The sequence below is a fragment of the Miniimonas arenae genome (assembly GCF_006351005.1).
Classification (GTDB): domain Bacteria; phylum Actinomycetota; class Actinomycetes; order Actinomycetales; family Beutenbergiaceae; genus Miniimonas; species Miniimonas arenae.
This window is the reverse complement of the sequence record NZ_VENP01000029.1, coordinates 15,936-39,739: the sequence shown is the minus strand read 5'-3', so window position 1 is coordinate 39,739 and position 23,804 is coordinate 15,936. Positions and strand designations below refer to the sequence as shown.

The following is a 23,804-nucleotide window of genomic DNA, read 5'->3' as shown; positions in this document are numbered from 1 at the left end:
CCGCGGCAACTTCCGACTCGTCCACCGCCTCTTCGTCCAGATCGAACGAATCCTCAAGATCAACGAGCTCCACCTCATCACCAACGACGTCATCGAAGCCGCCCGCAGCACCCTCGTCATCGGCGACACCTAGCCCCACCTGAATCGCGTCAACTACCGCCAACAGTCACAGACGGCCGCCTCGACACGCCATGTCATTGCCGCCCGAAACCTAGTGCCGAAACCACTGACACCCGAAAGTCGGCTCTGACCGTTTCCGGGAGGAGTCGGGGCCGGTCATGTCTCAGACACCTGCGCGTGCGTCTGCTGCCCTGCCGGAGTTGGAGGGCGTCTGGGCCAGCAGCAGTGAGCAGAACGCGCAGGCCTGCACGACCAGATAGCGGGCGGTAGCCAGGTCGACGTGCGCACCCTTGGCGTGTTGCAACTCGTCGCCCCGGTAGCCGTAGAGCTTCTCCCAGGCGGAGTAGATCGTCTGGTGGAAGGGGTCGCCGTCCCTGTTCCTGAGTGCCCGCAGGCCGACGGAGAGAGTGTTCTTGCCCGTCAGGTGACGCACGAGCGCCTCGACGGCGTCGAGCGCTTCCTGAGCGCTCCTGAGGTAGTTGTCCTGCGGTCGGGCGCTGAGCGCCGACAACATTGATTCGAGCTGGTCGCGCACGCGCTCGATCTGGGCGGAGTCGCTCAGTGCCTCCTCAACGGCGGAGACCTCGCTGGCTGAGGTCATCGGCACAACCTTGCCGTCGATGATTCGATAGCCGCCGCCGTAGGTCTCCATCACGGTGTTCAGCTGAGCGGTGATGAATGTCTTCTCCTCACTGTCATGATCGCCCTCACTGTCATCGGCGGCGCGACCGAGCTCCGTCAGCAGGACTTCTATGCAGTCCAGCACCGCCCACCATGGATGCTCGCCGGTGCTGCCGAGCACCAGTCCGCGGACTTGGTGAACCGCGGCGGTGGTGTGGGTCTGACGGGCTACGTCGAGAGGGGTGCCGAAGACGTGTCGGAGGACTGCAATGAGAGCGCGCGAGGCTCGCCGCCGCCGCAGGGGTTGCGGCTGGCTCGCGAGGGCGACCGTGCCGAGGCGTTCGTCGGCATGCGGACCGAGCATGGTGTCGAGCACGATGTGCAGCACGTCCCACGTCTTCACCCGCAGGACGTCGTCTAGCTGTTCTAGTCGCATCGCAGCCCGGGCGGGCTGGTGGCCGTGACGTTCTGAGAACAAGACCATTCGGTGTGCTTCCTGTCTGCGTGATGGTTCGGATTCCCCACATGATGGAGGACGGCACCTCTGTCCGGCCCTTCTATACGGCGCTTGGCCCGAAACTCCGATTTTGGGCGCTTGACTGGTAGAATGAGAGCGTCGACGAGAGGGGCGGTCCGATGGCCACCACGGGCACCAAGACCACGCGCTACACCGAGGCCGAGGCGGCCGACCGCCTGGCGTTCGCAGACGCAGCTCTGGGCGCCGCCGGCCACGAGGTCACCGACCCGGTGCTGAACGAGATCGCCGCCCGATTCGCTCGAGGCGAGATCTCGATCGAGGAGGCCGGCGAGCTGGGAGACTGGCACATTCTCGGCCGCTGATCGGCGTCGCTCGATGGCGCGTCAGCAGCCACCGCAACGTGCCTGGGATGACTACTTCATCCCGGGCACGTCTGTGTTGCGGAACAAGTTCACCGGACCGGGCCAGCCCTACGGCGAGACCGACCAGGCCAGGCTCACCGCGCGTGAGGAGCACCGGACCCGACTGCGGCTGATCGAGCTGCGATCGCACCCGATCCCGGGTCGGTTCGACTACGACCACATGAAGGCGATCCACCGGCACGTGTTCCAGGACGTCTACGAGTGGGCGGGGGAGGAGCGCACCGCTCCGAGCGGCCCGATGTTCAAGGAGGGCCACGCCTACTACCCGGCCGGCCCTGCGCTGACGCAGGCGGCCGAGGAGCAGTACGCGAAGATCGCCGGGGCGAACTACTTGCGCGGGATGGAGCGCGGCGCGTTCGTGGCCGAGCTGGGCGAGCGGTGGGGCGAGCTGAACGTGGTGCACTCCTTCCGCGAGGGCAACACCCGTACGCAGTTCGCGTTCTTCTCCCAGCTCGCGACCCAGGCCGGCTACCGGCTGGACACCGAGGCATTCAAGGTCGGCAACCCGCTGCGCGCGGAGTTCGTCGCGGCACGGTTCGAAGGTCAGGACACCGGCAGCAACCGCCGGTTGGTCGCGGTGCTGGATCGGGCGATCACCGCGGCGCCGCCGCCGGGACCCGGGTCCGGTCCTCACCCCGAGCGAGGCCCGGTCGCGCCGACGTCGAGCGTGCACGCGGCGAGCTTCCCGAACCCACCGACCACCCGCAGCCCAGGCACCTCGTCGACGTCGACGAGCCGCGCCCGAGGCGGCCGAGGCCGCAGCGGCCCCGAGGTCGGGAGATGACCACCACCGAGCAGGAGGAGCGTGCCGTGAGCAACGTCGTCGGGTACGCCCGGGTGAGCACCCGGGAGCAGAACCCCCAGGCCCAGGAGGCCGAGCTGCGCGCAGCCGGCGCCGCGCGGGTGTTCGTCGACCACGGGGAGTCGAGCCGGATCGCGGAGCGCCCGCAGTGGGGTGCGTGCCTGGACTACCTGCGCGCCGGTGACACGCTCGTGATCCGTGCCCTGGATCGGGTGGCCGGCACCGAGCAGATGGCTATCGAGCTGATCCGCGATCTAGGCCGTCGCGGCATCCGCCTGCGGAGCCTGACCGAACCGTTCCTCGACGTCGACACCTCGACGCCGATGGGTGAGGCCATCGTGGGGATCATGGCCGTGCTCGCGCAGCTCCGGGTAGCCACGATCCGAGAGAACACCCGCCGCGGTCTAGCGCACGCCAGGTCCCAGGGCAGGGTCGGTGGGCGCCCGTCGGTGATGACGCCCGAGCGCACCGCCGAGGCGCTGCGCATGCGCGCTGATGGCGCCAGCGTCTCCCACATCGCCAAGGTGCTCGGCGTGGGCAGTTCGTCGGTCTCCCGAGCGCTGTTGCGTCACGAGCCGGCCCCCGAGGCCGAGCCGTCGTTGCAGGACGCCACGAGCTGAGGACCGCCCCGCGGTGAGGACGTTCCACCGCAGTACCCCCATCCCCCGATAGATGCCGACCTGCACACCACAGACCCCCGCCTCGTGGGTGCCGATGGCCGCGCTGTTCCTCGCCCAGGTCCTCATGTCGTTCAACGTCTCCGCGCTCCCGGTGTCGATCGGCGGGATCGTCGACGACTTCGGCGTGCCGCCCACCCAGGTGAGCACGGCGATCGTGATGTACGGGCTCGCCGTCGCCGCGCTCGTGATGCTCGGCGCCAAGGTCGGTCGGCGGGTGGGGTGGACGAGGGCGTTCCGGCTGGTCATCGCGCTCTTCGGCGTCTCGGGCGTCATCATGATGAGCGCCCAGTCGGTGACCTGGATCATCGGGGCGCAGGCACTGGCCGGAGCGTCCGCCGCGATCATCGTGCCCTCGCTCGTGGCGCTCATCGCCGAGAACTACCAGGGCGCGCAGCAAACGACCACGGTCGGCTCGCTCGGCTCCGCCCGTGCCATCTCCGGGGTCACGGCGTTCTTCGTGGGCGGCGCGCTCGGCACGCTGGTGGGCTGGCGTCCGGTGTTCGGGATCGTCGTGGCGATCGCGGCCGTGGTGCTCGTCCTCAGCCTCCGCCTGCGGTCCGACCGCGGTGACGCCGCGGTCCGCATCGAAGGGCGTCGGGGCGCTGCTCGTCGGCTCAGCCGTCGTCCTGCTCACCCTCGGGTTCAACAACCTCAACGCCTGGGGCGTCGTGCTCGCCACGCCGGCCGCGCCGTTCAGCGTGGGCGGGGTCTCCCCCGCGCCGGTCCTCGTCGTCGTGGGCATCGTGCTCGGGCAGGGCTTCTTCGTCTGGACCCGGGCGCGGACGGCGGCGGGCCGTGACCCGCTGGTCAACCTCGCCGTGCTCGCATCGCCGCAGGAGCGCGCGGCGGTGTACGCGATGTTCGTCATCGTCTCGATGGAGGCTGCGCTCAACTTCACGGTGCCGCTCTACATCCAGATCGTGCAGGGTCGCACCCCGTTCGACACCTCCCTCGCGATGATGCCGTTCAACCTCACGGTATTCGTGACGGCGACGCTCATCGTGCGCTTCTACCCCCGGTTCGCACCGCGCGCGATCGGGGTGTTCTCGTTCGCCCTCACGACCGTCGCGCTCGTCTGGCTCTCGTTCGTCGTCACGAACAACTGGGAGACGCTGCCGACGATCCTGGGACTGATCGTGTTCGGCGTCGGGCAGGGAGCCCTCGTCACGCTCGTGTTCAACGTCCTCGTCACGGCTGTGCCCAAGCACCTGGCGGGCGACGTCGGCTCGATCCGCGGCACGACGCAGAACCTCGCCTCCGCCGTCGGGACCGCGGTGGCCGGGGCGATGCTCGTGACCGTGCTGGGCCTGACCGTCGGGCGCGCGATCCTCGAGAACACCGACCTCCCACCGTCCCTCGTCGCGCAGGTCGACCTCGACTCCGTCAACTTCGTGAGCAACGACCGCCTGCGCGAGGTGCTCTCGCAGACCGACGCGACTCCCGAGCAGGTCGACGCCGCCGTCGAGCTCAACGCCGACGCCCGGCTGCGCACACTGCGCACCGGCCTGCTCGCGCTGGCGGCGCTCAGCGCCGTGGCGCTCGCGCCCGCCAGTCGGCTCCCGCGCTACCGGCCCGGCGAGATCCCGAACCTGGGCCCCGACCCTGGCCGCTGACCGCTGACCGCGTCAGCCGTCGAGTCGTGCGACCGCCGTCGAGAGCCGGTCCGACTCGTCGAACCCGACGTTCACCCGCGACTCGAGATCGACCCGGTCCTTGAGCACCCGGGCCGTCACCGTGCCGACGAACGGCGACTCCACGAACCGTGCGGTCACGACGTACGTGGTGGGGTCGGTCCACGCGGCCGAGACCAGCACCCGCTCCGGCCGGCCGTGCCGGATCGCGAGCAGGTGCTCGTGCGGCTCGCCGTGCCCGGCGGTCACGGTGAGCGTGCCGAACCGCTCCGTCTCCATCGTGAGGACGTCGTGGTCGGCGCCGGGCTCGAGGGTCACGGACCGCACCGCCCACCTCGCGTTGTCGGGCACCAGCACCCGGCCCGCGAGCCGCTCGGCCGCCGGCGACGACGCCTCACCCGCCGGCGGGTCGAGGCGGAGCCCGGCGACGAGGTGCGCCAGGCGGGCGCGACCCGGCGGATCGTCCGGGAGCTCGCCGTCGTGCAGGGCGGGGAGAAGGTGCGTCCAGATCGCGTCCAGGGGTGGCTGCATCTCGGCGACGGCGGAGGTCGCCGCCACGACGACGTCCTGGTCCGGCAGCACCACGCAGAGCTGGCCGAAGGCGCCGTCGCCCCGGTAGCCGCCGTGCCGGCAGCGCCAGAACTGGTAGCCGTAGCCCTGCCACCAGTCCCCGCCCACCACGGGATCGCCGTTGGACACCTGCGCGCGGGTGGCCTCGGCGACCCAGCCTTCGGGCAGCAGTCGGGTCCCGTCCCAGACGCCGTCCTGCAGCAGGAGCTGGCCGAACGCGGCCACGTCGGCCGTGCGCAGCGACAGCCCGAACCCACCCGTGTCGACCCCCATCGGGCACTGCTCCCAGGTCGCACCCCCGATCCCGAGCGGATCGAGCAGCCGGGGCGTGAGGTAGTCCAGCAGTCGCTGACCGGTCACGCGCTGCACGACGGCGGAAAGCACGTACGTCGCCGCCGTGTTGTAGACGAAGTGTGTGCCCGGCTCGTGCGTGAGCGGCTGCGCGAGGAAGGCGGCCACCCAGTCCCGCTCGCCGAAGACTGCGCCGGACGGGTCGCCGTCGTGCCCCGTCGTCATGGTGAGCAGATGCCGCAGCCGCAGTCGGTGCCAGCGCGGATCGAGATTCGCGGGAGCTCGGTCGCCGAGGTGGTCGAGGAGCAGGTCGTCGACGTCGAGCAGCCCCTCGCCCGCGGCGAGTCCCACGGCGGTGGACGTGAACGACTTCGACAGCGAGAACAGCTCGTGCGGCATGTCCGGGCCGTACGGGTGCGCCCACGCCTCGGCGACGACGTGACCGTGCCGCAGCACCATGAGCGAGTGCAGCTCGGGCAGGTCCGCGAGCGCCTGCACCAGGTCCGCGAGCCCGCCGGAGTCGACGCCCTGGGTCTCGGGAGCGGACCGGGGCAGCGTCGACACGGGCGGCATCCCGCCAGCGTGGCACGACGCGCAACGCCGTGGGCGGGGTTCGGGCTCTGGGTTCGGGCTCGGAATTCGGCGAGCGTCAGGCTCCGTCGGCCGCCGCGGCCTCGTCGCGCTCGTCGTGCTCGTCCGCCTCGGTGATCGTGCGGATCACGCGCGCCGGGTTGCCGACGGCCACCACGTTCGCGGGCAGGTCGCGCGTCACCACCGACCCCGCGCCGACCACGGTGTTGTCGCCGATCCGCACCCCCGGGCAGACGATCACGCCGCCGCCGAGCCAGACGTTGTCGCCGAGCGTGATCGGCCGGGCGGCCTCGAGCTTGTCGCGGCGCGGCCGCGGGTCGATCGGGTGGGTGGGCGTGAGCAGCTGGACGTTCGGGCCGAGCAGGCAGTCCGCGCCGATGGTGATCGGCGCGACGTCGAGCGCCGTCAGCCCCGAGTTCACGTAGGTGCGCGCGCCGACGTGGATGTTCTCCCCGTAGTCGACGGCGAGCGGCGGCTTGATGAAGACGCCTCGCCGACCGAGCCGAGCAGGTCCGCGAGGATCTCGCGCGCACCGGCGTCCTCGGCGGCGACCACGGCGCGCTGGTAGGCGTCGACCAGCACCGTGGCCCGGCGCGCGATCCGCTCACTCTCGGGGTCGTCCGCGACGTAGAGGTCACCGGCGAGCATCCGCTCCCGGTTCGTGCGCGGGTCTCCGGCGAAGTAGTCGCGCGTCGTCATGTGTACGAGCGTACACATGCGCGGTCCCGAGCGGCCAGGCCCGGCCCAGCCCGGCCCGGCCCGTCGAGCGGCCGCGCTACACCGAGGCGCGGCTCTCCGCGCGCAGCCGCGCGGCCGCGGGCACGCCACGGCGGGGCGCACCGCGCCCCAGCGAGTCCTGCCCGGGCGAGTCCTGCCGGGGTGAGCCGACCGCCTGGGGTGCGACCTCGCCGTCGGGCACCCCGCGCGTGGCGAGGCCGACGCCCACGGCGCACACGACGGCGAGCGCGACCACCGCGCCGCTGACGCCCGCCCAGCCGACCGCCTGGAACAGCGGGCCCACGGCCCAGCCGAGCAGCGCGGATCCCGCGTAGGTGCTCACGTTGTAGAGAGCGGCGGCCTGGCTGCGCACGTCGCCGGCGCGCCGACCGACCCAGGAGGAGGCGGTCGAGTGGGCGGCGAAGTATCCGGCGGTCAGGAGCAGAAGACCGGGCACGACGGCGAACAAGGTCGCCGGCAGCATCGCCACGGCACCCAGAGCCATCGCCGCGGCGCCCGCGAGCACGACGCGGCGGCGGCCCCACCGCGCGGTCCACCGACCGGACACGCTGGACGTGAGCGTCCCGGCCCCGTACGCGAGGAAGCAGAGCGCGGCGAGGGCGGGCGCGAGGTCGAACGGGGGCGTCTCGAGGCGGAACGTGAGGTAGTTGTAGGTCGCGACGAACGCGCCCATGAGCAGGAACGGCTGCAGGCAGAGGGCGAGCAGGGGCCGGTCCGTGACGACGCGGCCGATCCGGTGCGCGGCCCCGCGCAGACCGACGGGCGCCGCCTCCGAGCGAACCGGCGCGTGGCCGTCCTGTGCGGGCACGGCGCGCACGAAGACGACGGCGGCGATCACACAGACCACCGCGATGACGCCGAGGGCCGCGCGCCACCCCACGACAGCGGCCAGCGGGCCCGCGAGGAGACGTCCGGCGGCGCCGCCGACCGTCGTGCCGGCGATGTAGATGCCGGTCGCGGCTGCCGCCGCGCGAGGGGACAGCGTGTGGTGCAGGTACGCGACCGCGGTGCCGGGGACGGCGGCGAGCGCGAGGCCGGTGAGGAACCGCACCACGAGGATCGGCTCGAGGCCGGGCAGGACCGACGGCAGCAGGGGCACCACCAGGCCGAGTGCGGACGACGTGACGAGCGCGAACCGCATCACCCTGACGTGGCCGAGGCGGTCGGCACCGAAGGACCACGGCACGACGGCGAGCGCGAGACCGAGCGTCGCCACCGAGACGGTCAGGGCCGCGCTGCCCGGGCTCACGTCGAGATCGCGGGAGATCTCGGGCAGCAGCGCCTGGCACGCGTAGAGCTGGGCGAACGTCGCGACGCCGGCAGCTCCGAGGCCCACCATGACGCGACGCGGAGCGCGGGGGGATCCGGGGTCGACAGCCACGGGAGATCAGGCTACGGATACGCTGCGTTCATGACTAATGCACACTCGTCCGGCAACTCATACGCTGCGCGCATGTTTGGCGCGGAGCGCCGGGCGGTGATGGCGCTGCTCCCGCTGTTCGTCGCGGTTGCGGAGGCAGGTCAGGTCAGTGCCGGCGCCGACGACCTCGGTCTGCCTCAGCCGACGGTCACCCGTTCCCTGCAGCGGCTCGCGGCGCTCGTGGGAACGCCCCTGCTCGAGCGTCGGGGTCGCACGCTGCAGCTCACCGAGGCGGGGCGGACGTTCCTGCCGTTCGCGCGCGCAGCGCTCGAGCGCCTCGACGCCGGACTCGACGAGCTCGCGCGGGGCTCCGCCCTCGAGGGCGCGACGGTCTCGCTCGCGTTCCAGACGCTGCTCGGGGAGCGCGTGGTGCCCGATCTCATCCGCTCCTTCCGCGACCGGTTCCCGCGCACGCGGTTCCGGCTCACCCAAGGCTCACGAGCGCTCTGCCTCGAGGCCCTGGAGGCGGGCGACGCCGACATCGCGCTGGTCGCCGAACCGCCGCAGCTGGCGGGGACGCGGACGCTGCACCTCTTCCGGGAGCGGCTGTACGCGACGGTCGCACCCGATCATCCGCTCGCCACCGAGCGCGAGGTCTCCGTGGCGGCGCTGGCGGCGTACGACCTCGCGCTCCTCAAGCACGGGTTCGGGCTGCGCGCCATGGCGGAGGCGCTGTTCGCCGCGGCCGCGATCGTGCCGCGGGTCGCGTACGAGGCCGAGGACTTCCACACCGCCCGCGGTCTGGCGGCGGCCGGGCTCGCGGCGGCGATCCTGCCCGCCGACCCGATGGGGTCCCGACCGCAGGTGCGCGAGCTCGTGCTCGCCGACCGCGGCGCGGTCCGCACCGTCGGAGCGCTCGTGAGCACCCGGGAGGATCCCGCGCTCGCGGCGTTCGAGGAGACGCTGCAGCGGTTCGCGGCCGGGCACGCGGACGAGGTTTAGCGCGAGCGGTGCGCGGGTTGCGGGCGCGGGTGTTGCGGGAGCGAAGCCGGGGCAGACTGGGCCCATGCGTCTCACGAAGCTCGAACACTCCGCCCTGCTCCTCGAGAAGGACGGCGCCGTCCTCGTCATCGACCCGGGGGTCCTCACCACGGAGCTGCCCGAGGTCGACGGACTCGTCGGTGTCGTGCTCACGCACCAGCACCCCGATCACTGGACCCCCGACCACCTGGCGCACCTCGTCGGGGAGGCTCACGACGCCGTCGTGCTCGGTCCGCAGGGCGTCGTCGACGCCGCGCGCGAGGCCGGGCACGAGGTCACGGCCGTGTCGGCCGGCGACGAGGTCGCGGTCGGCCCGTTCACGCTGCGCTTCACCGGCGGGACGCACGCGCCGCTGCACTCCTCGATCCCGGCGGTGGACAACGTCGGCGTCGTGGTCGACGGCGTGCTCTACCACCCGGGCGACTCGTTCGCCCTGCCCGCGGGGGCGCGCGACGACGCCGCGGACGCCGATGCCGGCACTGGCTCTGGCACGGACGCGGGCACGCACGCGGGCACGGGCACGGGCACGGGCGGCATCGAGGTGCTGGCTGTCCCCGTCGGCGCGCCGTGGCTGACGATCGGCGACGCGATGGACTTCGTGGAGCAGATCGGGGCTCCGCGTGTGCTCGGGATCCACGACCTCTCGCTGTCCGACTTCGGCCGTACCGTGCACGTCCGCAACCTCCGCGCGGCCACCGAGCGAGCGGGCGGCGAGTACCTCGACCTCGCGGCCGGCGAGTCGCTGGAGCTCTGAGGCCAGGCAGAAGCGCGCGCTGGCACCGCTGGGCGCGCGTCACCGGGCACGGACCACCGAGCACGGACCACCGGGCACGGGCCACCGGGCACGGACCACCGGGCACGGGCCACCGGGCACGGGCCACCGGGCACGGGCCACCGGGCGCAGGTCACCGGCCGCGGCCACCGGGTGCAGGTCACCCGCCGCGAGCCACCGGGCACGGGCCACCGGGCACGGACCACCGGGCACGCGTCAGCGCCACGGGCGCCAGCCTCACGTGAGACCGACTGCCGAGGGATCGCGCCCCCAGACGGGTTCGCCTACGGGGGTTCGGCGCGGTGAGTTGAGCGGGTGAGGTGGCCGGCGGAGTCGCGCTGACGTGCGGTGCCGAAGGGTGTGGTCCAGGTGACGGAGCCGTCGGGCTGGGTGTCGAGGCGGAAGCCGGCGTGAGTGCGCAGCCGATGGTGGCGGCGGCACAGGGGCCGGAGATTCGCGGCGCTCGTCGGGCCTTGAGGCCAGACGACGATGTGGTCGAGGTCGCCGCGCCACGCGTCGACCGGACAGCCGGGCACCGCGCACGTCCGGTCCCGGGCCCGGACGTGCCGGGCCAGCTCAGCGGTGGGGTGATATCCGGGCGCGTCGGGCGGCGCCGCCCCACCCGGCTCCGGCGGCAAGATCACCTGCACCCACGGCAGCGTCCCGAAGGTGGTGACGGTCTCGGGATCGATCGCGCCGTACCCCACGAGGTCCGGCACGTCCACGCCCGGAATGCTCGAGCGCGCGATTCGCGGGACCGGCGCCACCCCGTGCGCGTCAGCCACCCCGTGCGCGTCACCCACCCCGCTCGCGTCGCTCAGCCGCGAGACCGGCTCTCCCACGAGTTCGTCGCCGCCCTCGTCGGCCGCGCCAGGAACCTCGAACCGGGCCGGGTCCCGCCGATCCTCCCGAACCTGCGGACCTCGCGGGCCGGCGTCGGCAGCTCTCGCGTCCGCCTGCACGTCCGTCGGCGTAGACCCCCCAGCCAAACCCGTCACAACCGACGAATCGTCCGGCGCGACCGGATCGCCCTTCGCCACCGGATCGTCCGGCGCGATCAACGGCGTCGACGCCGTGGTCGCGGTCGGCGCGCTCGCCACCGACGATCCGGCAGTCACGGCCGTCGCAGCCGTCGCAACCGTCGTCTCGTCGGGTGCGGACTCGGGCGGTGCAAGCGGAGCCGTAACGACGCCTTGGGCTCCGCGGGCGCCGTTGTTGCTGGTGCAGTGCGAGGTTTCGGGGTTGATGTCCCAGCGGACGGCGTCGGCGAGGCTGGGCCCGTCGGTACGGCGCGACGCTGCGGAGGCGATGATGCGAACCTGGGACGGGGTGAACACGAATGTCTCCCCCGTCACCCCAGGCGCCCCGATCTGCCCCGTCACCAGCGCGTGCTCGGCCATCGTGCCCAACGCGTCCGCCCGTAGCTGCTCCAACGTCCGCTCGTCCCCCGCCGCACGGGACGCCTTCGCGGCCCGCTCACACGCCTGCTCCAACGCCGTCGCGCACGGCGCCGGCAGCACCGCACTGAACGACCCCAACCCCTCACCCACGGGGCGGACCGCGTTCACTCGACGCCGCTTCCGCGCGGTGGCCGCACGCGGTCCGGCACCGGCCGGGTCGACCTGCACCAACGCTCGCTGCAACCGGCGCCGCAGCTCACTCACCGTGACCTCGCCCGCGTCGGGAAGCACCCGCTCCACGACGGCGAACACCACCTCCGGGGACTGCTCACCCAGAGCGTCCACGAACGCCCCCACCCGAGACGCGTCCAGATCACCCCGCCGCGCCGCACCACCGACGTCGACCAGGAGACCCTGCACCGCCTCCCCCTCCCGGACCAGGGTGCCCGCGAACCGGGTCGAGCACGCCAGCGCCACCGCGATCGTCTCGACCATCGCGTCCAGGGCGATGTCGGGACGGAAGTTGAACCGCGCACCCCCTTGATGGGCCAGAACCGCCGCCCACTCCCGCACCCGCGCCTGCGCCGCCGCCACCTGCCGCGACCACCCGATGATCAGGTCAAGAATCGCGTCCGTTCCCAGGCCGCCCCCATCGACCTCCGACAACCCGTCGAATGCCGAGAGGACCTCGTGCTGACCGCTCCCCGCCACTTCGGCGGCGACCGCCGGCAGCCGCCGGGCCAGAGTCCGCAGCCGCGGCGACAAGCACGGCACGCCAACCACCGCCGCGTCGTCCCTCGCGACACCTTCCGCGTTCACCCCGCCTCGACCGGCCATGCGAACACCGTATGCCCGACCACCGACATCGACGCAGATCAGCCTACTTATCCACAGACGTGTTCGAGATGGTCACGGGGACCGGCCCGCACGTCCATGGCGGGCAGCCGGAGCGAATCCGCCCAGACGCGGAGCCATCACCAGGACGGGTCCATCGAACACGCGGGCAACCTGGCGAGGAGGACAGGCGCCAGAGAACCCTCGCCGGCGCCAGAGACCCCCTCGCGAACGGCTCGGGCGCGCAGAGCCGCACCCGCTACCCCCGCCGCAGCGCGGGCGACACCAGCAGCCGCACCGCCGTCGCGACCGCCCTCGCGAGGTTCGCCTCGCCGTCGGCCAGCACCGCGGAGAGCGGCCCCACCTCGTGCACGATCGGCACCACGGCGGTGAACCCGTGCTCGAGCAGCACGTCCGCCCCCGGCGCGACCCGCCCCGCGAACGCGACCACCGGCACCCCGTGCCGCGCCGCGACCTCGGCCACGCCCGCCGGGGTCTTGCCGGCGAGCGTCTGCTCGTCGATCGAGCCCTCGCCCGTCAGCACGAGATCGGCGCCGGCTACCGCGTCGTCGAGCCCGACGGCGTCGATCACCACGTCCACGCCGCGTCGCCGCCGCGCACCGAGCGCGAGGAACGCCGCGCCGAGCCCGCCCGCTGCGCCGGCGCCCGGCACGTCGCGCACCGACCGCCCGGTCGCCGCCTCGAGCGCGGCCACGAACGTCGCGAGCGCGCCGTCCAGCAGCGCGACGTCCGACGGCGAGGCCCCCTTCTGCGGGCCGAACACCGCGCTCGCGCCGGTCGGGCCGAGCAGCGGGTTGGTCACGTCGCACGCGAGCTCGATCGTCACCGCGGCGAGGCGAGGGTCGAGGCCGCCGAGGTCGACGTCGGCCACCTCGCCCAGGCGCGCGGGGACGGGCGGCACCACGGCGCCCGCGGCGTCGCGCAGCACGGCGCCGAGCCCGACGAGAAGGCCCGACCCGCCGTCGTTGGTCGCCGATCCGCCGAGCCCGACCACGAGGCGCGCCGCCCCCTCGTCCAGCACCGCGCGCACGAGGTCGGCGACGCCGACCGAGGTCGCCGCGAGCGGGTCGCGCTCCTCGCGCGCGATCATCCCGATCCCGACGGCGGAAGCCACCTCGAGCACACCGAGTCGGCTCCCGCCGCGCTCGCCCGAGGCGTGCGCGCCCGACGCGTGCTCGCCCTCGCCGTCGCGGCCCCCGGCGACCCCGATCTCCCCGACCGCCGCACGCCCGAGCGCATCACGGACCGCCACGGGCACGAGGCGCCCCCCGCGCGCGGCGACGAGCGCGCGGGTGGTGCCCTCTCCGCCGTCGGCCATCGGGATCTCGACGCACTCGGCTTCCGGGACGACGCGGCGCACGGCCGCGGCCATGACGGCCGCGGCCACTCCGGCATCCATGGACTCCTTGAAGGAGTCGGGTGCGCAGACGACCCTCATCGCGTCATCGCACCATCGAGGGGCGCTTGTTGTCGAACCTCCAGCCGGGGATGAGGTCCTGCATCCTGATCGCGTCGTCGCGCGCCGAGCCCCGTCTCGACGTGCAGCCGGTGATTCGTCTCGAGCCGGTCGCGGTCGCGCCTGGCGAGGTCGCGGTCTGCGAGGTCACGCCGGGCGAGGTCGCGGTCGGCGACCCGGTGCCCGAGGGCGCCCGGCACCTTCTGGTACCCCGATCCAGGAGCCTCCGACGAAGAAGGGGGGCCGTGAGCCGCCGAGCGTGCCTACGATCGTCCGGCGGTGACCGTCGGTCCCGCACCCCTGGAGGAGCGGAGTTCCCGATGTCCGACAGCACGCCTGGCAAGACGGCCGACGACGGACCCACCACGTCGAGCACGACGGCGAGCTCGGGCGGGGTGCGCCGGGTACTCAAGGGGCTTGCCCAGGTCGGGCTCGGGGCGAGCCTCCTGTTCGCCGGCACCTCGCACCTCACCGTGGCGCGCGAGGAGTTCCAGGCGCAGGTGCCCGACTGGTTCCCGATCGACCATGACGTCGTCGTGCTCGTCTCCGGAGTGGTCGAGCTCGCGCTCGGCGCGGGTCTCGTGGCGACCTGGCAGCAGCCGTACCGGCGCCGCCTCGGAATCCTCGTCGCGCTGTTCTTCGTAGTGATCTTCCCGGGCAACGTCGCGCAGTACCTCGAGCACAAGGACGGGTTCGGGCTCGACACCGACGAGAAGCGCCTGCTGCGGCTGCCGTTCCAGGCCGTGCTCGTCGCGTGGGCACTCCTGGCCACGCGGCAGCCGCGCAGCGAGCGCTGACGCCTCCTCGCGCGGGCGCGTCACCGTAGGCGAGGCACCGTCGGACGTCGAGGCCGGTCCCGATGGGTGGGACGCCTTTCTCACGGACCGAGGCATTCTTGCGACGGGCGCCGGCGTCTGGTCGCGTGGACGGCGACGGACCACACGCCAACGAGAGGAGTCACCATGCTGACCCTGACCGAGAACGCCCAGACCGTCGTCGACGACCTCGCCGCCCGCGCCGACCTCCCCGAGGGCGGCGGACTGCGGATCTCGCAGTCGACCACCCAGCCGGGTGGGCTCGAGCTCGCACTCACGCGGGGACCGCAGACCTCCGACCGCGTCATCGAGACCGGCACGACGCCGGTGTTCGTCGAGCCGGCCGCGAGCGAGCAGCTCGACCAGCTCACGCTGGACACCGCGGCGAGCAGCGCACCGGGGGGCGACCCCGCGTTCGTACTCGCGCCGCAGCAGGACTGACGCGCGCCGCAGGACTGACGCGCGCCGGCGGCCGGGGACCTCGGGTCCCCGGCCGTCGGCATGTCCGGGCCACGAACCCGGAGGGCGCGGCCGGGCAGCGGGGAGCGCACAATGGAGCCATGGGACACGAATCGGGACACCGCGGGCACGGACATCACAAGAAGTGGTCGGAGATGAGCACGCCGAGCCGGGTCGCGGTCGTCGTCCTCGGGACCGGCCAGGTCCTCCTCCACGCGTACGCGTGGCAGGACCTCATCCGTCGCCCGGCCGCCGAGGTCATGGGGCCGAAGCTGCCGTGGGGCCTCGCGCTCCTCATCAACTGGGCGGGGCCGATCGCCTACCTGTTCGCCGGTCGCACCGAGGACGCGAAGCCGCTCTCGTTCGAGCGCTGAACGCTTCGAGCGCTGAGCGCTAACGCCGGCCAGCCGGGGTCCGGCCGGCCCAGGCCTCGCGCATCGCCTGCCGGGACGCCGTCAGCGCGCGCCACTGCACCACCACGCCGACGACGCCGAGCACGAGCGCGCCCACCGCCCACCACCAGCCGAGGTCGTCCGGGAGCGCCCCCGAGGTCACGTCGTCCAGCGTGACCACCCCGACAAGCAGCATCACACCGGTCACCGCGGTGTTGGCGCCGCCGAACGCGGTGAGCCAGACGAGCAGGAAGGCCGGCAGGTCGGTCGCCAGCGACACCACGACGAGCAGCGCGGCGGCGACGGCGCCGATCACCCAGACCAGCCAGTCGGGCCGGACGCCGAGCGCGGCCGAGAGCCCCGACCCGATCGCGAACCCGATCGACGCCATCCCGAGCACCACCGCGACCTGGTAGAACGCGTACGCGAGCCCCCCGAGCAGCAGCGCGCCCACGATCGCGCCGATCCAGGCGAGCGTGGTGCCGAGGAAGCCGTCGGGCGTCACCTCCGCCACGATCGCGGCACCGAGCAGGAACCCGGCGAACGCGCCGACGACGGCGATCACCACCCGCAGCGCGACGTAGCCGCGGAAGCACATGAACAGCCCGACCAGCACGCTCAGGATCCCGACCACCCAGATCTCGCTCACGGCGCTCACCCTACGGCGACCGGCTTCGGCGCGCCCGACTGTCACACTCGAGCGATGACGACCACTCGCGCCCTCGCTGCCGACGCCCCACGCACCGTGCGCCGACTCGCCGTCGGCGTGCTCGCCGTCGGGCTTCTCGCACTCACGACGGCGTGCGGCGGCTCGGGCGACGACGACGCCGACGGCGGGGCGTCCGCGACGGCGGCGGCTCGCGTCCCGGCGTCCGCAGCGTCCGACGCGACCGCGGACGCGACCGCGGACGCGACGCAGGAGGTGACCGAGGAGCCGACCGAGGACGAGGCGACGGAGAGCCCGGAGCTCACGGCGCCGGCCACCGTCCTGGCCGCAGGCCCCGTGGCCGACGGCGCGCCCGCCATCGTCAGCGGATCGGGCCCCGCAACGGTGACCTACTCGCGGCAGGGCGCGATCGCCGTCACCGCGGCGCTGGACTGCTCCGCGTGCACGGGCGAGGTGGTGATCTCGGCCTCCGACCGCGGCGGTGACCCGTGGGGCGAGGGGCCCGCGCCCTTCACCGGCACCTACCTGCTCGACATCATGACGAGCACGGCGGCCGACCGGGACGTGTGGGTCGTCGCGGAGGGGCCGTGGACGCTCACCCTGGCGAGCTGGAACGAGCTTCCGCCGATCACCGGGCCGCAGTCCGGCACCGGGTCGGCCGTGCTGTACCTGTCCGAGGCGGGCTCCGGCTTCGACGTCAGCTACACCCCTGTAGGCGAGGGCGACTCGGTGTCCATCCGGGCGTACTCGGACGTGGCCAGCACCGACAGCGGACCCGACAGCCGACTGCTCGGCGACACCGAGGCGTTCACGGAGTCGGTCGACCTCCCGCTGCCCGGCGTCGTGGCGATCACGACGAACGGGTCCTGGACGCTCGCGCCGCGCCCGTAGGCTGCCCGTAGGCTGACCGGGTGCTGCGCCGACGCCTCGCCCGCCTGTACTGGCGCCTGTCCCGCTGGACGCTCCGCTCCGATCCGCAGCCGGCCCCGACCGTGCCTCGCATCCTCATCGGCGCTCCCCACACGTCGAACTGGGACTTCGTCCTCATGCTGGCGATCGCGTGGGAGGCGGAGATCCCGTTCCGCTGGCTCGGCAAGCACACGCTGTTCCGCGGCTGGCGCGGGCCGGTCATGCGGGCGCTCGGCGGCGTCCCGGTGGACCGGACGAACCCGGGCCGGGTCGTCGCGGAGATCCTCGTCGCCCAGGCCGAGGCGCCGTTCTCGCTGGTGGTGACGCCCGAGGGCACCCGCGGCGGGGTCACGCGGTGGAAGTCGGGGTTCTACCGGATCGCACGCGAGGCGGACCTCCCGGTCACCCTCGGCTACGTGGACCGCACCACGATGACCGCGGGCCTGGGCCCGACGATCACGCTCACGGGTGACGTCCGCGCCGACATGGACGTGATCCGCGCGTTCTACGCCGACAAGTCCGGGCTCCGGCCCGAACGCCGGACCGAGCCGCGGCTCGACTCCGAGGACGCACCGCCCGCCTGACGCACCGCCCGCCTGACGCGCCGCCCGCCGGCTGTTCGCTGCCCGACGCACGGGGGTAATTTCGCGGCAACACGCCACTCCTAGCGTCGAGCCGAACGGACGGCGATGCGCGAGAAGAGGCGGCATGAAGGCGATCGTGGTGGGCGCGGGGATGGGCGGCACGTCCGCGGCCCTCGGACTGCGCAAGATCGGCTGGGACGTGGAGATCCTCGAGCGCGTGCGCGAGGTCCGTCCCGTCGGGGCGGCGATCTCGATCTGGTCCAACGGCGTGAAGTGCCTCAACTACCTCGGGGTGGGCGAGCAGGTCGCGAAGCTCGGCGGTGACATGGCGTCGATGGCCTACTACGACGCGTTCACCGGCGCGACGATGACGCAGTTCTCGCTCGCCCCGCTCGTCGAGCACGTCGGGCAGCGGCCCTACCCCGTCGCGCGCGGTGACCTGCAGCGCATGCTGATGGACGCCGTCGGCGCCGACTCGATCCGCCTCGGCACTGAGGTCGTCGACGTGACCCAGGACGACGACGGCGTGACCGCCCACCTCGCCGACGGCACCGAGGTGCACGGCGACCTCCTCATCGGGGCCGACGGCGCGCACTCGAAGATCCGCCAGTACGTCCTCGGCGGTCCGACGACGCGGCGCTACTCCGGTTACGTCAACTACAACGGCCTCGTTCCCGCGCTGCCCGAGATCGGGCCGGCCGACCAGTGGTCGCAGTGGGTGGGCAACGGCATGCGGGTCTCGGTCATGCCCGTGGCGGACGAGCGGTTCTACTTCTTCCTCGACGTCGTGCTGCCCGTCGGGCTGCCGTCCGAGCGCGCCACGCTGCGTGAGGAGCTCACCGGCTACTTCGCCGGCTGGGCGCCGCCGGTCCAAGCACTCATGGCCGCGATCGACGTCGAGCGCACCAACCGCGTCGAGATCCACGACATCGAGCCGTTCTTCACGTGGACCAAGGGCCGCGTGGCGCTGCTCGGCGACGCCGGGCACTCCACGACGCCGGACATCGGCCAGGGCGGCTGCGCCGCCTTCGAGGACGCGGTCGAGCTCTCGTGGCAGCTCGCCACGAACACGCTCGGCGTCGAGGACGCGCTGCGGCGCTACGAGGCGCGCCGGGCACCCCGCACGGCCGAGCTCGTGCTCCGCGCGCGGGGTCGGTGCGACGTCACGCACGGCAAGGACCCCGACGCGACGGCCGCGTGGTACTCCGAGCTGCGCGCCTCCGACGGCACGGACATCATCCGCGGCATCGAGAAGAACATCGTCGGCGGGCCGTTCGGCTGACGGCCCACCTGACGACTCAGGACGCCGTGCGCGCGGGCTCGAGCCGGATGACCACCGACTTCGAGGTCGGCGTACGCGAGACGTCCGCGTAGGAGTCGAGCGGGACCAGCACGTTGGTCTCGGGGAAGTACGACGCCGCGCACCCGCGCGGGGTGTCGTACGCGACGGCGCGGAACGCCTCCGCACGACGCTCGCGCCCGTCGGGGTGCACGCCGACGAGGTCGACGAGCTCGCCGTCGGACATCCCGCGCTCGGCGAGGTCGGCCGGGTTGACGAGCACGACGCGCCGGCCGCCGCGGATGCCGCGGTAGCGGTCGTCCGGGCCGTAGATCGTGGTGTTGAACTGATCGTGGGTGCGGATGGTCTGCAGGAGCAGCGCGCCGTCGGGCACCTCGGGGTACTCCAGCGGGTTCACCGTGAGCAGGGCGCGTCCCGTGGGCGTGGCGAAGGTGCGGGTGTCGCGCGGCGGGTGCGGCAGGACGAACCCGCCGGGCTGGTCCAGCCGTGACTCGTAGTCGTCGAACCCGGGCACGACGCGCTCGATCGACGCGCGGATGAGGCGGTAGTCCTCCGCCCAGGCGTCCCAGTCCACGTGCGGGGCGCCTCGAAGGGGAGCTCCGCCGTCGTCCGTGAGCAGGCGGCGGGCGAGGCCGCAGACGATCGCGACCTCGCTGCGCAGGTAGCGGCTGGCCGGCTCGAGCCGGCCGGTCGAGGCGTGCACCGCGCTCATCGAGTCCTCGACGCTCACGCGCTGCGGTCCGGTGCCGCGCTCGTCGCGCTCGGTGCGGCCCAGCGTCGGGAGGATGAGCGCGCGGCGGCCTGTCACGACGTGCGACCGGTTGAGCTTCGTGGAGATCTGGACCGAGAGCCGGGTGTTGCGCAGCGCGTCCTCGGTGACGGCGGAGTCGGGGGTGGCGCGCAGGAAGTTGCCGCCGAGGCCGAGGAAGACGTGGGCGCGACCGTCGCGCATCGCCTCGATCGCGGCGACCGTGTCGAAGCCGAACAGGCGCGGGGAGGTGAAGGCGAACTCGGCGTCGAGCGCGTCGTGGAAGCGCCCGGGCATCCGCTCGAAGATGCCCATCGTGCGGTCGCCCTGCACGTTGGAGTGGCCGCGGACGGGGCACACGCCCGCGCCGCGGCGGCCGATGTTGCCCTGCAGGAGCAGCACGTTGACGATGTCCTTGAGCGTGCGCACCGCGTGCTTGTGCTGCGTGAGGCCCATCGCCCAGCACACGATCGTGGCGCGCGAGGCGATCAGGCGGTCCGCGAGCGCCTCGATCTGCGCGCGTTCCAGTCCCGTCGCGGTCGCGACCTCGCCCCAGTCGAGCGCGGCGAGGTGGCCCGCGTACTCCTCGAACCCCTCGGTGCGCGTGGCGAGGAACTCCTCGTCGAGCACGCCGGGCTCCCCGCGCGCTGTGCGCTCGGCGTGCGCCCGCAGGAGCAGCGCGCCGAGCGCCTGGAAGAGCGCCTGGTCGCCGCCGAGGCGGATCTGCAGGTAGTCGTCGGCGAGGTCGGTGCCCCGGCCCACGAGGCCCGCGGGCTCCTGCGGGTTGTCGAAGTGCAGGAGGCCGGCCTCGCGCAGCGGGTTGATCGCCACGATCGACGCGCCGGCCTTCTTCGCGGCCTCGAGCGCGATGAGCATGCGCGGGTGGTTGGTGCCGGGGTTCTGCCCGGCGATGAGGATGAGGTCAGCCTCGGCGATGTCGGAGAGGTGGACGCTGCCCTTGCCGATGCCGATCGTGTCCGTCAGCGCGGCACCGCTGGACTCGTGGCACATGTTCGAGCAGTCCGGCAGGTTGTTCGTGCCGAAGCCGCGGACGAGGAGCTGGTAGGCGAACGCCGCCTCGTTGGACGTGCGGCCCGAGGTGTAGAAGATGGCTTCGTCCGGTGAGTCCAGTCCCCGGAGCTCCTCCGCGATCAGGTCGAGCGCGCGCCCCCAGCTGATCGGGCGGTAGTGCTCCTCGCCCTCCTCGAGCACCATCGGGTGCACGAGTCGGCCCTGCTGGCCCAGCGCGTAGTCGTCCCAGGTGGCGAGCTCCGCGATCGAGTGCCGCGCGAAGAACTCCGGGGTCACGCGACGTCGGGTGGCCTCCTCCGCGACGGCCTTGGCCCCGTTCTCGCAGAACTCCACCGGACCGCGGTGGCGGGCCTCGGGCCACGCGCAGCCCGGGCAGTCGAAGCCGTGCGTCTGGTTGATGCGCAGGAGCGTGCGGCCCGTGCGGACCGGCCCCATCTGGGTGAGCGCGATCTGCATCGCGTGCCCGACGCCGGGCAGGCCCGCCGCGTGCGTCGCCGGGTCGCTGACGCGCAGGCCGGTGACGTCGGCGTCGTCGATGTTCTGCTCGACGCGGTCGGCGTGGCCGCGCAGGGCCGGGTCGGTGCCGCGCTCGCTCGGTGGCGTCATCGTCCAGCTCCCGTCGTCGGGGTCCCGTGCTGCGTCGATCGTACGTTCGCGCGGCGCGGAGCGGGAGCGAGACGGCCTACGGCACCCAGACGATCGGGATCAGCACGATCGCGACGACGAACCACGCCACCGAGAGCGCCAGCCCGAGTCGCCAGTAGTCCGCGAACCGGTACCCCGCGGGGCCCATCACGATGAGGTTGGCGGGCGTCGCGATCGGGGTGAGGAACGACGTCGCGCCTGCCACCGCGACGAGCATGAGCACCGGCGCCAGGGAGATCCCGGCGTCGCTCGCGACGGCCACCGCGATCGGCACCACGATGAGCACGGTGGCCGCGTTGCTCACCACCTGGCCGAGCACGAGGGTGAGCACGAAGATCGCGGCGAGCAGCACCCGCACGTCCGCGCCCGAGACCAGGGACAGCAGACCCTTCGCGACGAGGTCGGCGGCGCCGGAGGACGCGATCGCCGTCGAGAGCGGGATGAGTCCGCCGATCAGGACCACGGTCTGCCACGAGACCGCGCGGTAGGCGTGCTGCGGCGTCACCACGCGCAGCGCGACCATGAGACCGGCACCCACGAGCCCCGCGATCGCCGGGGTGGCGAACCCGCTGGCGAGCAGCGCGACGGTGACGGCGAGCGCGCCGAGCGCACGCCACGCCGTCGCGCCCAGGGGCACGCTCTGGCGACGCACCGCCTCGGGGTCGTCGACGACGAGCAGGTCCGGGTTCTCCGCGAGCGCCTCGACGTCCGCCCAGCGCCCGCGCACGAGCAGCATGTCGCCGACGGCGAGCTCCGTGCGCGCGAGGCCGAGCTCCTCCCCCAGGCGGCTCACCGCCAGCACCTCGACGCCGCCGAGCACGATGCCGGGAAACATGAGCTCGCCCTCGAGCCGAGACCGCGGCGGCACGACCACCTCGGCGAGCCCGTGGTCGCGCCCGTGCAGGGTCGCGAGGTCGCGCGTGCTCGGCCGGCTCACCACCTCGAGACCGCACTCGCGCACGACGGCGGCCACGCCGTCGGGCGAGCCGGCGACGACGAGCACGTCCTCCGCGTACAGCGTCCGGCGCTCCTTGGTCGGGAAGGCGTCGCCGCCCTGCACCCCGAGGAGCCGAACGCCGGACGCGCCCTCGACGAGGCGCAGGAGACCGCGGGGGGTGAAGCCGATCGCGTCGCCGGCGACCGGCACGCGCAGGCGATAGGTGCCCTCGGTCAGGCGATAGTGGCCCAGGATCGTGGCGGGGTGGTCGGAAAGGTCGGGGACCGCCTCGGCGGGCTGACGCGCGGGGACGAGGCGCCGTCCGAGCACCGCGACCACGATCGTCACGAGGACGAGCGGAAGGCCGACGACGGCGAACTCGGCGTACCCGAACGGCTCACCGGTGAGCTCGCGCAGCTCCCCGGAGACGATGACGTTCACCGGGCTGCCCGACAGCAGCAGCAGCGCCCCGGCGCTCGCGGCGAACGCGACCGGCATGAGCAGGTGCGCGGGCAGCAGGCCGGCGCGGCGGGCCGCGAGGACGACGACCGGCAGCACGGCGGCGGCCGCGCCGTTCGGCGTCACGACGGCCGCGAGCAGCGCCGTCACCGCCATGGCGGCGACCAGCAGGCGGGAGTGCGAGCGGCCGGAGCGCCGGACGAGCTGCTGGCCGGCCCACGCCGTCACGCCGGAGGAGTCCAGGCCCTCGCTGACCACGAACAGGGTCGCGATGAAGACGACGACCGGGTCGCCGAACCCCGCGACGGCCTCACCGGCCGTGACCTGGCCCGTGAGGTACAGCAGCACCGCCGTGATGATCGCGACGAGACCGACCGGGAGCCTGTTCCAGATGAAGAGCGCCAGCGAGACGGCAAGCACGAGCAGGCTGACCGCGGCGTCGGACACGCAGGCCAGTGTGGCCCAGTGCCCGACGCCGGGCCAGCCGAACGCGCTCCGCTCAGCCGATCGCCTGGTCGGCGAGCTGCTTGGCGGCGCCCGCGAGCGCCTCGCCGAGCGAGCCCTCGTACCGGCCGGCGAGGTCGTCCGCGGCGATCGCGGCACCGAGGAAGACGTCGAGCACGTCGAGCTTGCTCTTGGGCTTCGGCCACTTGCGCGGCCACCCGGTGCCGCACCAGTCGTCGATCTCGAACGAGACGAGCCTGGCCGCGGCACCCGCGTCCTCGCTGCCCGCGCCGGCGATCGCCGCCCGGGTCACCTCGTACAGCAGCGCCGCGCCGAGCGACAGCTCCGCCGGCGGCAGCGGCTGCGGGTTGAGGGCGACCCTGCTGCCCGCACGCTGCGCGAAGCCGTGCTTCGGGATGAGGGCGTCCGCCGCCCGCGGGTCGATCGCGATGATGAACGCCGCCTTGTCGTTGCGGGTGATCGCGTGGATGAGGTCGTACGCGCTGGCCATGGTGAGCTCCTTTGCCTGTCGGTCCCGGGCAGTTGCCCGGATGCCACAGGTGAGGCCCGCGCCTCGGGCGTGAT

Annotated in this window: 22 protein-coding genes and 2 pseudogenes; 14 read left to right on the top strand and 10 right to left on the bottom strand. The window is 73.2% G+C overall.

What is annotated here, in order from left to right; translation table 11 throughout:
- Positions 1–133 (top strand): annotated as a pseudogene (locus tag FH969_RS15755) (AAA family ATPase); the annotation flags it as partial.
- A gap of 150 nt (positions 134–283) precedes the next feature.
- Here FH969_RS15755 and FH969_RS08875 read toward each other — a convergent pair.
- A complete protein-coding gene (locus tag FH969_RS08875; protein WP_180359733.1) occupies positions 284–1,225 on the bottom strand; it encodes an AbiJ-NTD4 domain-containing protein in 942 nt (313 codons plus the stop codon).
- Between the two features lie 152 nt (positions 1,226–1,377).
- On the opposite strand from FH969_RS08875, the gene FH969_RS08870 reads away from it, so the two are divergent.
- The 5 genes from FH969_RS08870 to FH969_RS15745 are packed head-to-tail and all read left to right on the top strand — an operon-like array spanning position 1,378 to position 4,736.
- Positions 1,378–1,581, top strand: coding sequence for a hypothetical protein (locus FH969_RS08870; RefSeq protein WP_108718945.1), 204 nt, complete (start codon positions 1,378–1,380; stop codon positions 1,579–1,581).
- A gap of 13 nt (positions 1,582–1,594) precedes the next feature.
- On the top strand, positions 1,595–2,425 hold the full coding sequence (locus FH969_RS08865; protein WP_139987015.1) for a Fic/DOC family protein: 831 nt from the start codon (positions 1,595–1,597) through the stop codon (positions 2,423–2,425).
- On the top strand, positions 2,422–3,063 hold the full coding sequence (locus tag FH969_RS08860) for a recombinase family protein (RefSeq protein WP_246071816.1): 642 nt from the start codon (positions 2,422–2,424) through the stop codon (positions 3,061–3,063). The genes FH969_RS08865 and FH969_RS08860 overlap by 4 nt, the downstream gene beginning before the upstream one ends.
- A 52-nt stretch (positions 3,064–3,115) precedes the next feature.
- The gene (locus FH969_RS15750; protein WP_246071814.1) at positions 3,116–3,922 is read left to right on the top strand and encodes an MFS transporter; all 807 of its coding nucleotides are present in this window, start codon (positions 3,116–3,118) and stop codon (positions 3,920–3,922) included.
- Between the two features lie 58 nt (positions 3,923–3,980).
- Complete coding sequence (locus tag FH969_RS15745) at positions 3,981–4,736, top strand: MFS transporter (RefSeq protein ID WP_425462459.1); 756 nt, start codon at positions 3,981–3,983, stop codon at positions 4,734–4,736.
- A 12-nt stretch (positions 4,737–4,748) separates the two neighbouring features.
- Here the strand turns inward: FH969_RS15745 and FH969_RS08850 are convergent, their stop codons facing one another.
- The 3 genes and pseudogenes from FH969_RS08850 to FH969_RS08840 form a co-directional block, all read right to left on the bottom strand.
- Positions 4,749–6,188 carry a serine hydrolase domain-containing protein gene (locus FH969_RS08850; protein WP_139987014.1) on the bottom strand — a complete coding sequence of 480 codons (1,440 nt, stop codon included), beginning with the start codon at positions 6,186–6,188 and terminating at the stop codon, positions 4,749–4,751.
- A gap of 76 nt (positions 6,189–6,264) precedes the next feature.
- Positions 6,265–6,905, bottom strand: a pseudogene (locus FH969_RS08845) (sugar O-acetyltransferase).
- Positions 6,906–6,981: 76 nt separating this feature from the next.
- Positions 6,982–8,325 (bottom strand): MFS transporter, encoded by a 1,344-nt coding sequence (locus tag FH969_RS08840; RefSeq protein WP_139987013.1) that lies wholly within the window; start codon positions 8,323–8,325, stop codon positions 6,982–6,984.
- 72 nt (positions 8,326–8,397) lie between these two features.
- Between FH969_RS08840 and FH969_RS08835 the strand changes: the two genes are divergently transcribed.
- Together FH969_RS08835 and FH969_RS08830 are read left to right on the top strand one after the other, a co-directional pair.
- Positions 8,398–9,306: a LysR family transcriptional regulator gene (locus tag FH969_RS08835; protein WP_180359732.1), complete on the top strand. Its 909-nt coding sequence runs from the start codon at positions 8,398–8,400 to the stop codon at positions 9,304–9,306.
- A 64-nt stretch (positions 9,307–9,370) separates the two neighbouring features.
- Positions 9,371–10,099 carry an MBL fold metallo-hydrolase gene (locus FH969_RS08830; protein WP_139987011.1) on the top strand — a complete coding sequence of 243 codons (729 nt, stop codon included), beginning with the start codon at positions 9,371–9,373 and terminating at the stop codon, positions 10,097–10,099.
- A gap of 302 nt (positions 10,100–10,401) precedes the next feature.
- On the opposite strand, the gene FH969_RS08825 is transcribed toward FH969_RS08830, so the two are convergent.
- Together FH969_RS08825 and FH969_RS08820 are read right to left on the bottom strand one after the other, a co-directional pair.
- Positions 10,402–12,183 (bottom strand): HNH endonuclease signature motif containing protein, encoded by a 1,782-nt coding sequence (locus FH969_RS08825; RefSeq protein ID WP_180359731.1) that lies wholly within the window; start codon positions 12,181–12,183, stop codon positions 10,402–10,404.
- Between the two features lie 427 nt (positions 12,184–12,610).
- The gene (locus tag FH969_RS08820; protein WP_139987007.1) at positions 12,611–13,810 is read right to left on the bottom strand and encodes a glycerate kinase; all 1,200 of its coding nucleotides are present in this window, start codon (positions 13,808–13,810) and stop codon (positions 12,611–12,613) included.
- Positions 13,811–14,148: 338 nt separating this feature from the next.
- Between FH969_RS08820 and FH969_RS08815 the strand changes: the two genes are divergently transcribed.
- The 3 genes from FH969_RS08815 (at position 14,149) to FH969_RS08805 (ending at position 15,476) form a co-directional block, all read left to right on the top strand.
- Positions 14,149–14,625 carry a DoxX family protein gene (locus FH969_RS08815; RefSeq protein ID WP_234417469.1) on the top strand — a complete coding sequence of 159 codons (477 nt, stop codon included), beginning with the start codon at positions 14,149–14,151 and terminating at the stop codon, positions 14,623–14,625.
- Between the two features lie 165 nt (positions 14,626–14,790).
- Positions 14,791–15,084 carry a Fe-S cluster assembly protein HesB gene (locus tag FH969_RS08810; protein WP_108718936.1) on the top strand — a complete coding sequence of 98 codons (294 nt, stop codon included), beginning with the start codon at positions 14,791–14,793 and terminating at the stop codon, positions 15,082–15,084.
- Positions 15,085–15,257: 173 nt separating this feature from the next.
- Entirely contained in the window at positions 15,258–15,476 is a 219-nt protein-coding gene (locus tag FH969_RS08805; RefSeq protein ID WP_246071812.1) for a PLDc N-terminal domain-containing protein, read from the top strand.
- Positions 15,477–15,495: 19 nt separating this feature from the next.
- Here FH969_RS08805 and FH969_RS08800 read toward each other — a convergent pair whose 3' ends face one another.
- The gene (locus tag FH969_RS08800; RefSeq protein ID WP_108718934.1) at positions 15,496–16,143 is read right to left on the bottom strand and encodes a TM7S3/TM198-like domain-containing protein; all 648 of its coding nucleotides are present in this window, start codon (positions 16,141–16,143) and stop codon (positions 15,496–15,498) included.
- Positions 16,144–16,197: 54 nt separating this feature from the next.
- Between FH969_RS08800 and FH969_RS08795 the strand changes: the two genes are divergently transcribed.
- The 3 genes from FH969_RS08795 (at position 16,198) to hpxO (ending at position 18,936) form a co-directional block, all read left to right on the top strand.
- Positions 16,198–17,052 (top strand): hypothetical protein, encoded by an 855-nt coding sequence (locus FH969_RS08795; protein ID WP_139987003.1) that lies wholly within the window; start codon positions 16,198–16,200, stop codon positions 17,050–17,052.
- 20 nt (positions 17,053–17,072) lie between these two features.
- Entirely contained in the window at positions 17,073–17,654 is a 582-nt protein-coding gene (locus tag FH969_RS08790; protein ID WP_180359730.1) for a 1-acyl-sn-glycerol-3-phosphate acyltransferase, read from the top strand.
- Between the two features lie 124 nt (positions 17,655–17,778).
- Positions 17,779–18,936 (top strand): FAD-dependent urate hydroxylase HpxO, encoded by a 1,158-nt coding sequence (gene hpxO / locus FH969_RS08785; protein ID WP_139987001.1) that lies wholly within the window; start codon positions 17,779–17,781, stop codon positions 18,934–18,936.
- 16 nt (positions 18,937–18,952) lie between these two features.
- On the opposite strand, the gene FH969_RS08780 is transcribed toward hpxO, so the two are convergent.
- The 3 genes from FH969_RS08780 to FH969_RS08770 form a co-directional block, all read right to left on the bottom strand.
- Complete coding sequence (locus FH969_RS08780; RefSeq protein ID WP_139986999.1) at positions 18,953–21,340, bottom strand: FdhF/YdeP family oxidoreductase; 2,388 nt, start codon at positions 21,338–21,340, stop codon at positions 18,953–18,955.
- A 76-nt stretch (positions 21,341–21,416) separates the two neighbouring features.
- Positions 21,417–23,222 (bottom strand): SLC13 family permease, encoded by a 1,806-nt coding sequence (locus tag FH969_RS08775; RefSeq protein WP_139986997.1) that lies wholly within the window; start codon positions 23,220–23,222, stop codon positions 21,417–21,419.
- Between the two features lie 52 nt (positions 23,223–23,274).
- A complete protein-coding gene (locus FH969_RS08770) occupies positions 23,275–23,730 on the bottom strand; it encodes a hypothetical protein (protein WP_139986995.1) in 456 nt (151 codons plus the stop codon).
- Between the last annotated feature and the right edge of the window lie 74 nt (positions 23,731–23,804).

What these genes read in the sequence shown, in the direction of transcription:
- FH969_RS08875 (WP_180359733.1), bottom strand. Translation starts at nt 1,225, where the DNA reads ATGGTCTTGTTCTCAGAACGTCACGGCCACCAGCCCGCCCGGGCTGCG.
- FH969_RS08770 (WP_139986995.1), bottom strand. Translation starts at nt 23,730, where the DNA reads ATGGCCAGCGCGTACGACCTCATCCACGCGATCACCCGCAACGACAAG.
- FH969_RS15750 (WP_246071814.1), top strand. Translation starts at nt 3,116, where the DNA reads ATGCCGACCTGCACACCACAGACCCCCGCCTCGTGGGTGCCGATGGCC.
- FH969_RS08860 (WP_246071816.1), top strand. Translation starts at nt 2,422, where the DNA reads ATGACCACCACCGAGCAGGAGGAGCGTGCCGTGAGCAACGTCGTCGGG.
- FH969_RS08850 (WP_139987014.1), bottom strand. Translation starts at nt 6,188, where the DNA reads ATGCCGCCCGTGTCGACGCTGCCCCGGTCCGCTCCCGAGACCCAGGGC.
- FH969_RS08870 (WP_108718945.1), top strand. Translation starts at nt 1,378, where the DNA reads ATGGCCACCACGGGCACCAAGACCACGCGCTACACCGAGGCCGAGGCG.
- hpxO (WP_139987001.1), top strand. Translation starts at nt 17,779, where the DNA reads ATGAAGGCGATCGTGGTGGGCGCGGGGATGGGCGGCACGTCCGCGGCC.
- FH969_RS08835 (WP_180359732.1), top strand. Translation starts at nt 8,398, where the DNA reads ATGTTTGGCGCGGAGCGCCGGGCGGTGATGGCGCTGCTCCCGCTGTTC.
- FH969_RS15745 (WP_425462459.1), top strand. Translation starts at nt 3,981, where the DNA reads ATGTTCGTCATCGTCTCGATGGAGGCTGCGCTCAACTTCACGGTGCCG.
- FH969_RS08805 (WP_246071812.1), top strand. Translation starts at nt 15,258, where the DNA reads ATGAGCACGCCGAGCCGGGTCGCGGTCGTCGTCCTCGGGACCGGCCAG.
- FH969_RS08780 (WP_139986999.1), bottom strand. Translation starts at nt 21,340, where the DNA reads ATGACGCCACCGAGCGAGCGCGGCACCGACCCGGCCCTGCGCGGCCAC.
- FH969_RS08815 (WP_234417469.1), top strand. Translation starts at nt 14,149, where the DNA reads ATGTCCGACAGCACGCCTGGCAAGACGGCCGACGACGGACCCACCACG.
- FH969_RS08830 (WP_139987011.1), top strand. Translation starts at nt 9,371, where the DNA reads ATGCGTCTCACGAAGCTCGAACACTCCGCCCTGCTCCTCGAGAAGGAC.
- FH969_RS08795 (WP_139987003.1), top strand. Translation starts at nt 16,198, where the DNA reads ATGACGACCACTCGCGCCCTCGCTGCCGACGCCCCACGCACCGTGCGC.
- FH969_RS08820 (WP_139987007.1), bottom strand. Translation starts at nt 13,810, where the DNA reads ATGAGGGTCGTCTGCGCACCCGACTCCTTCAAGGAGTCCATGGATGCC.
- FH969_RS08865 (WP_139987015.1), top strand. Translation starts at nt 1,595, where the DNA reads ATGGCGCGTCAGCAGCCACCGCAACGTGCCTGGGATGACTACTTCATC.
- FH969_RS08810 (WP_108718936.1), top strand. Translation starts at nt 14,791, where the DNA reads ATGCTGACCCTGACCGAGAACGCCCAGACCGTCGTCGACGACCTCGCC.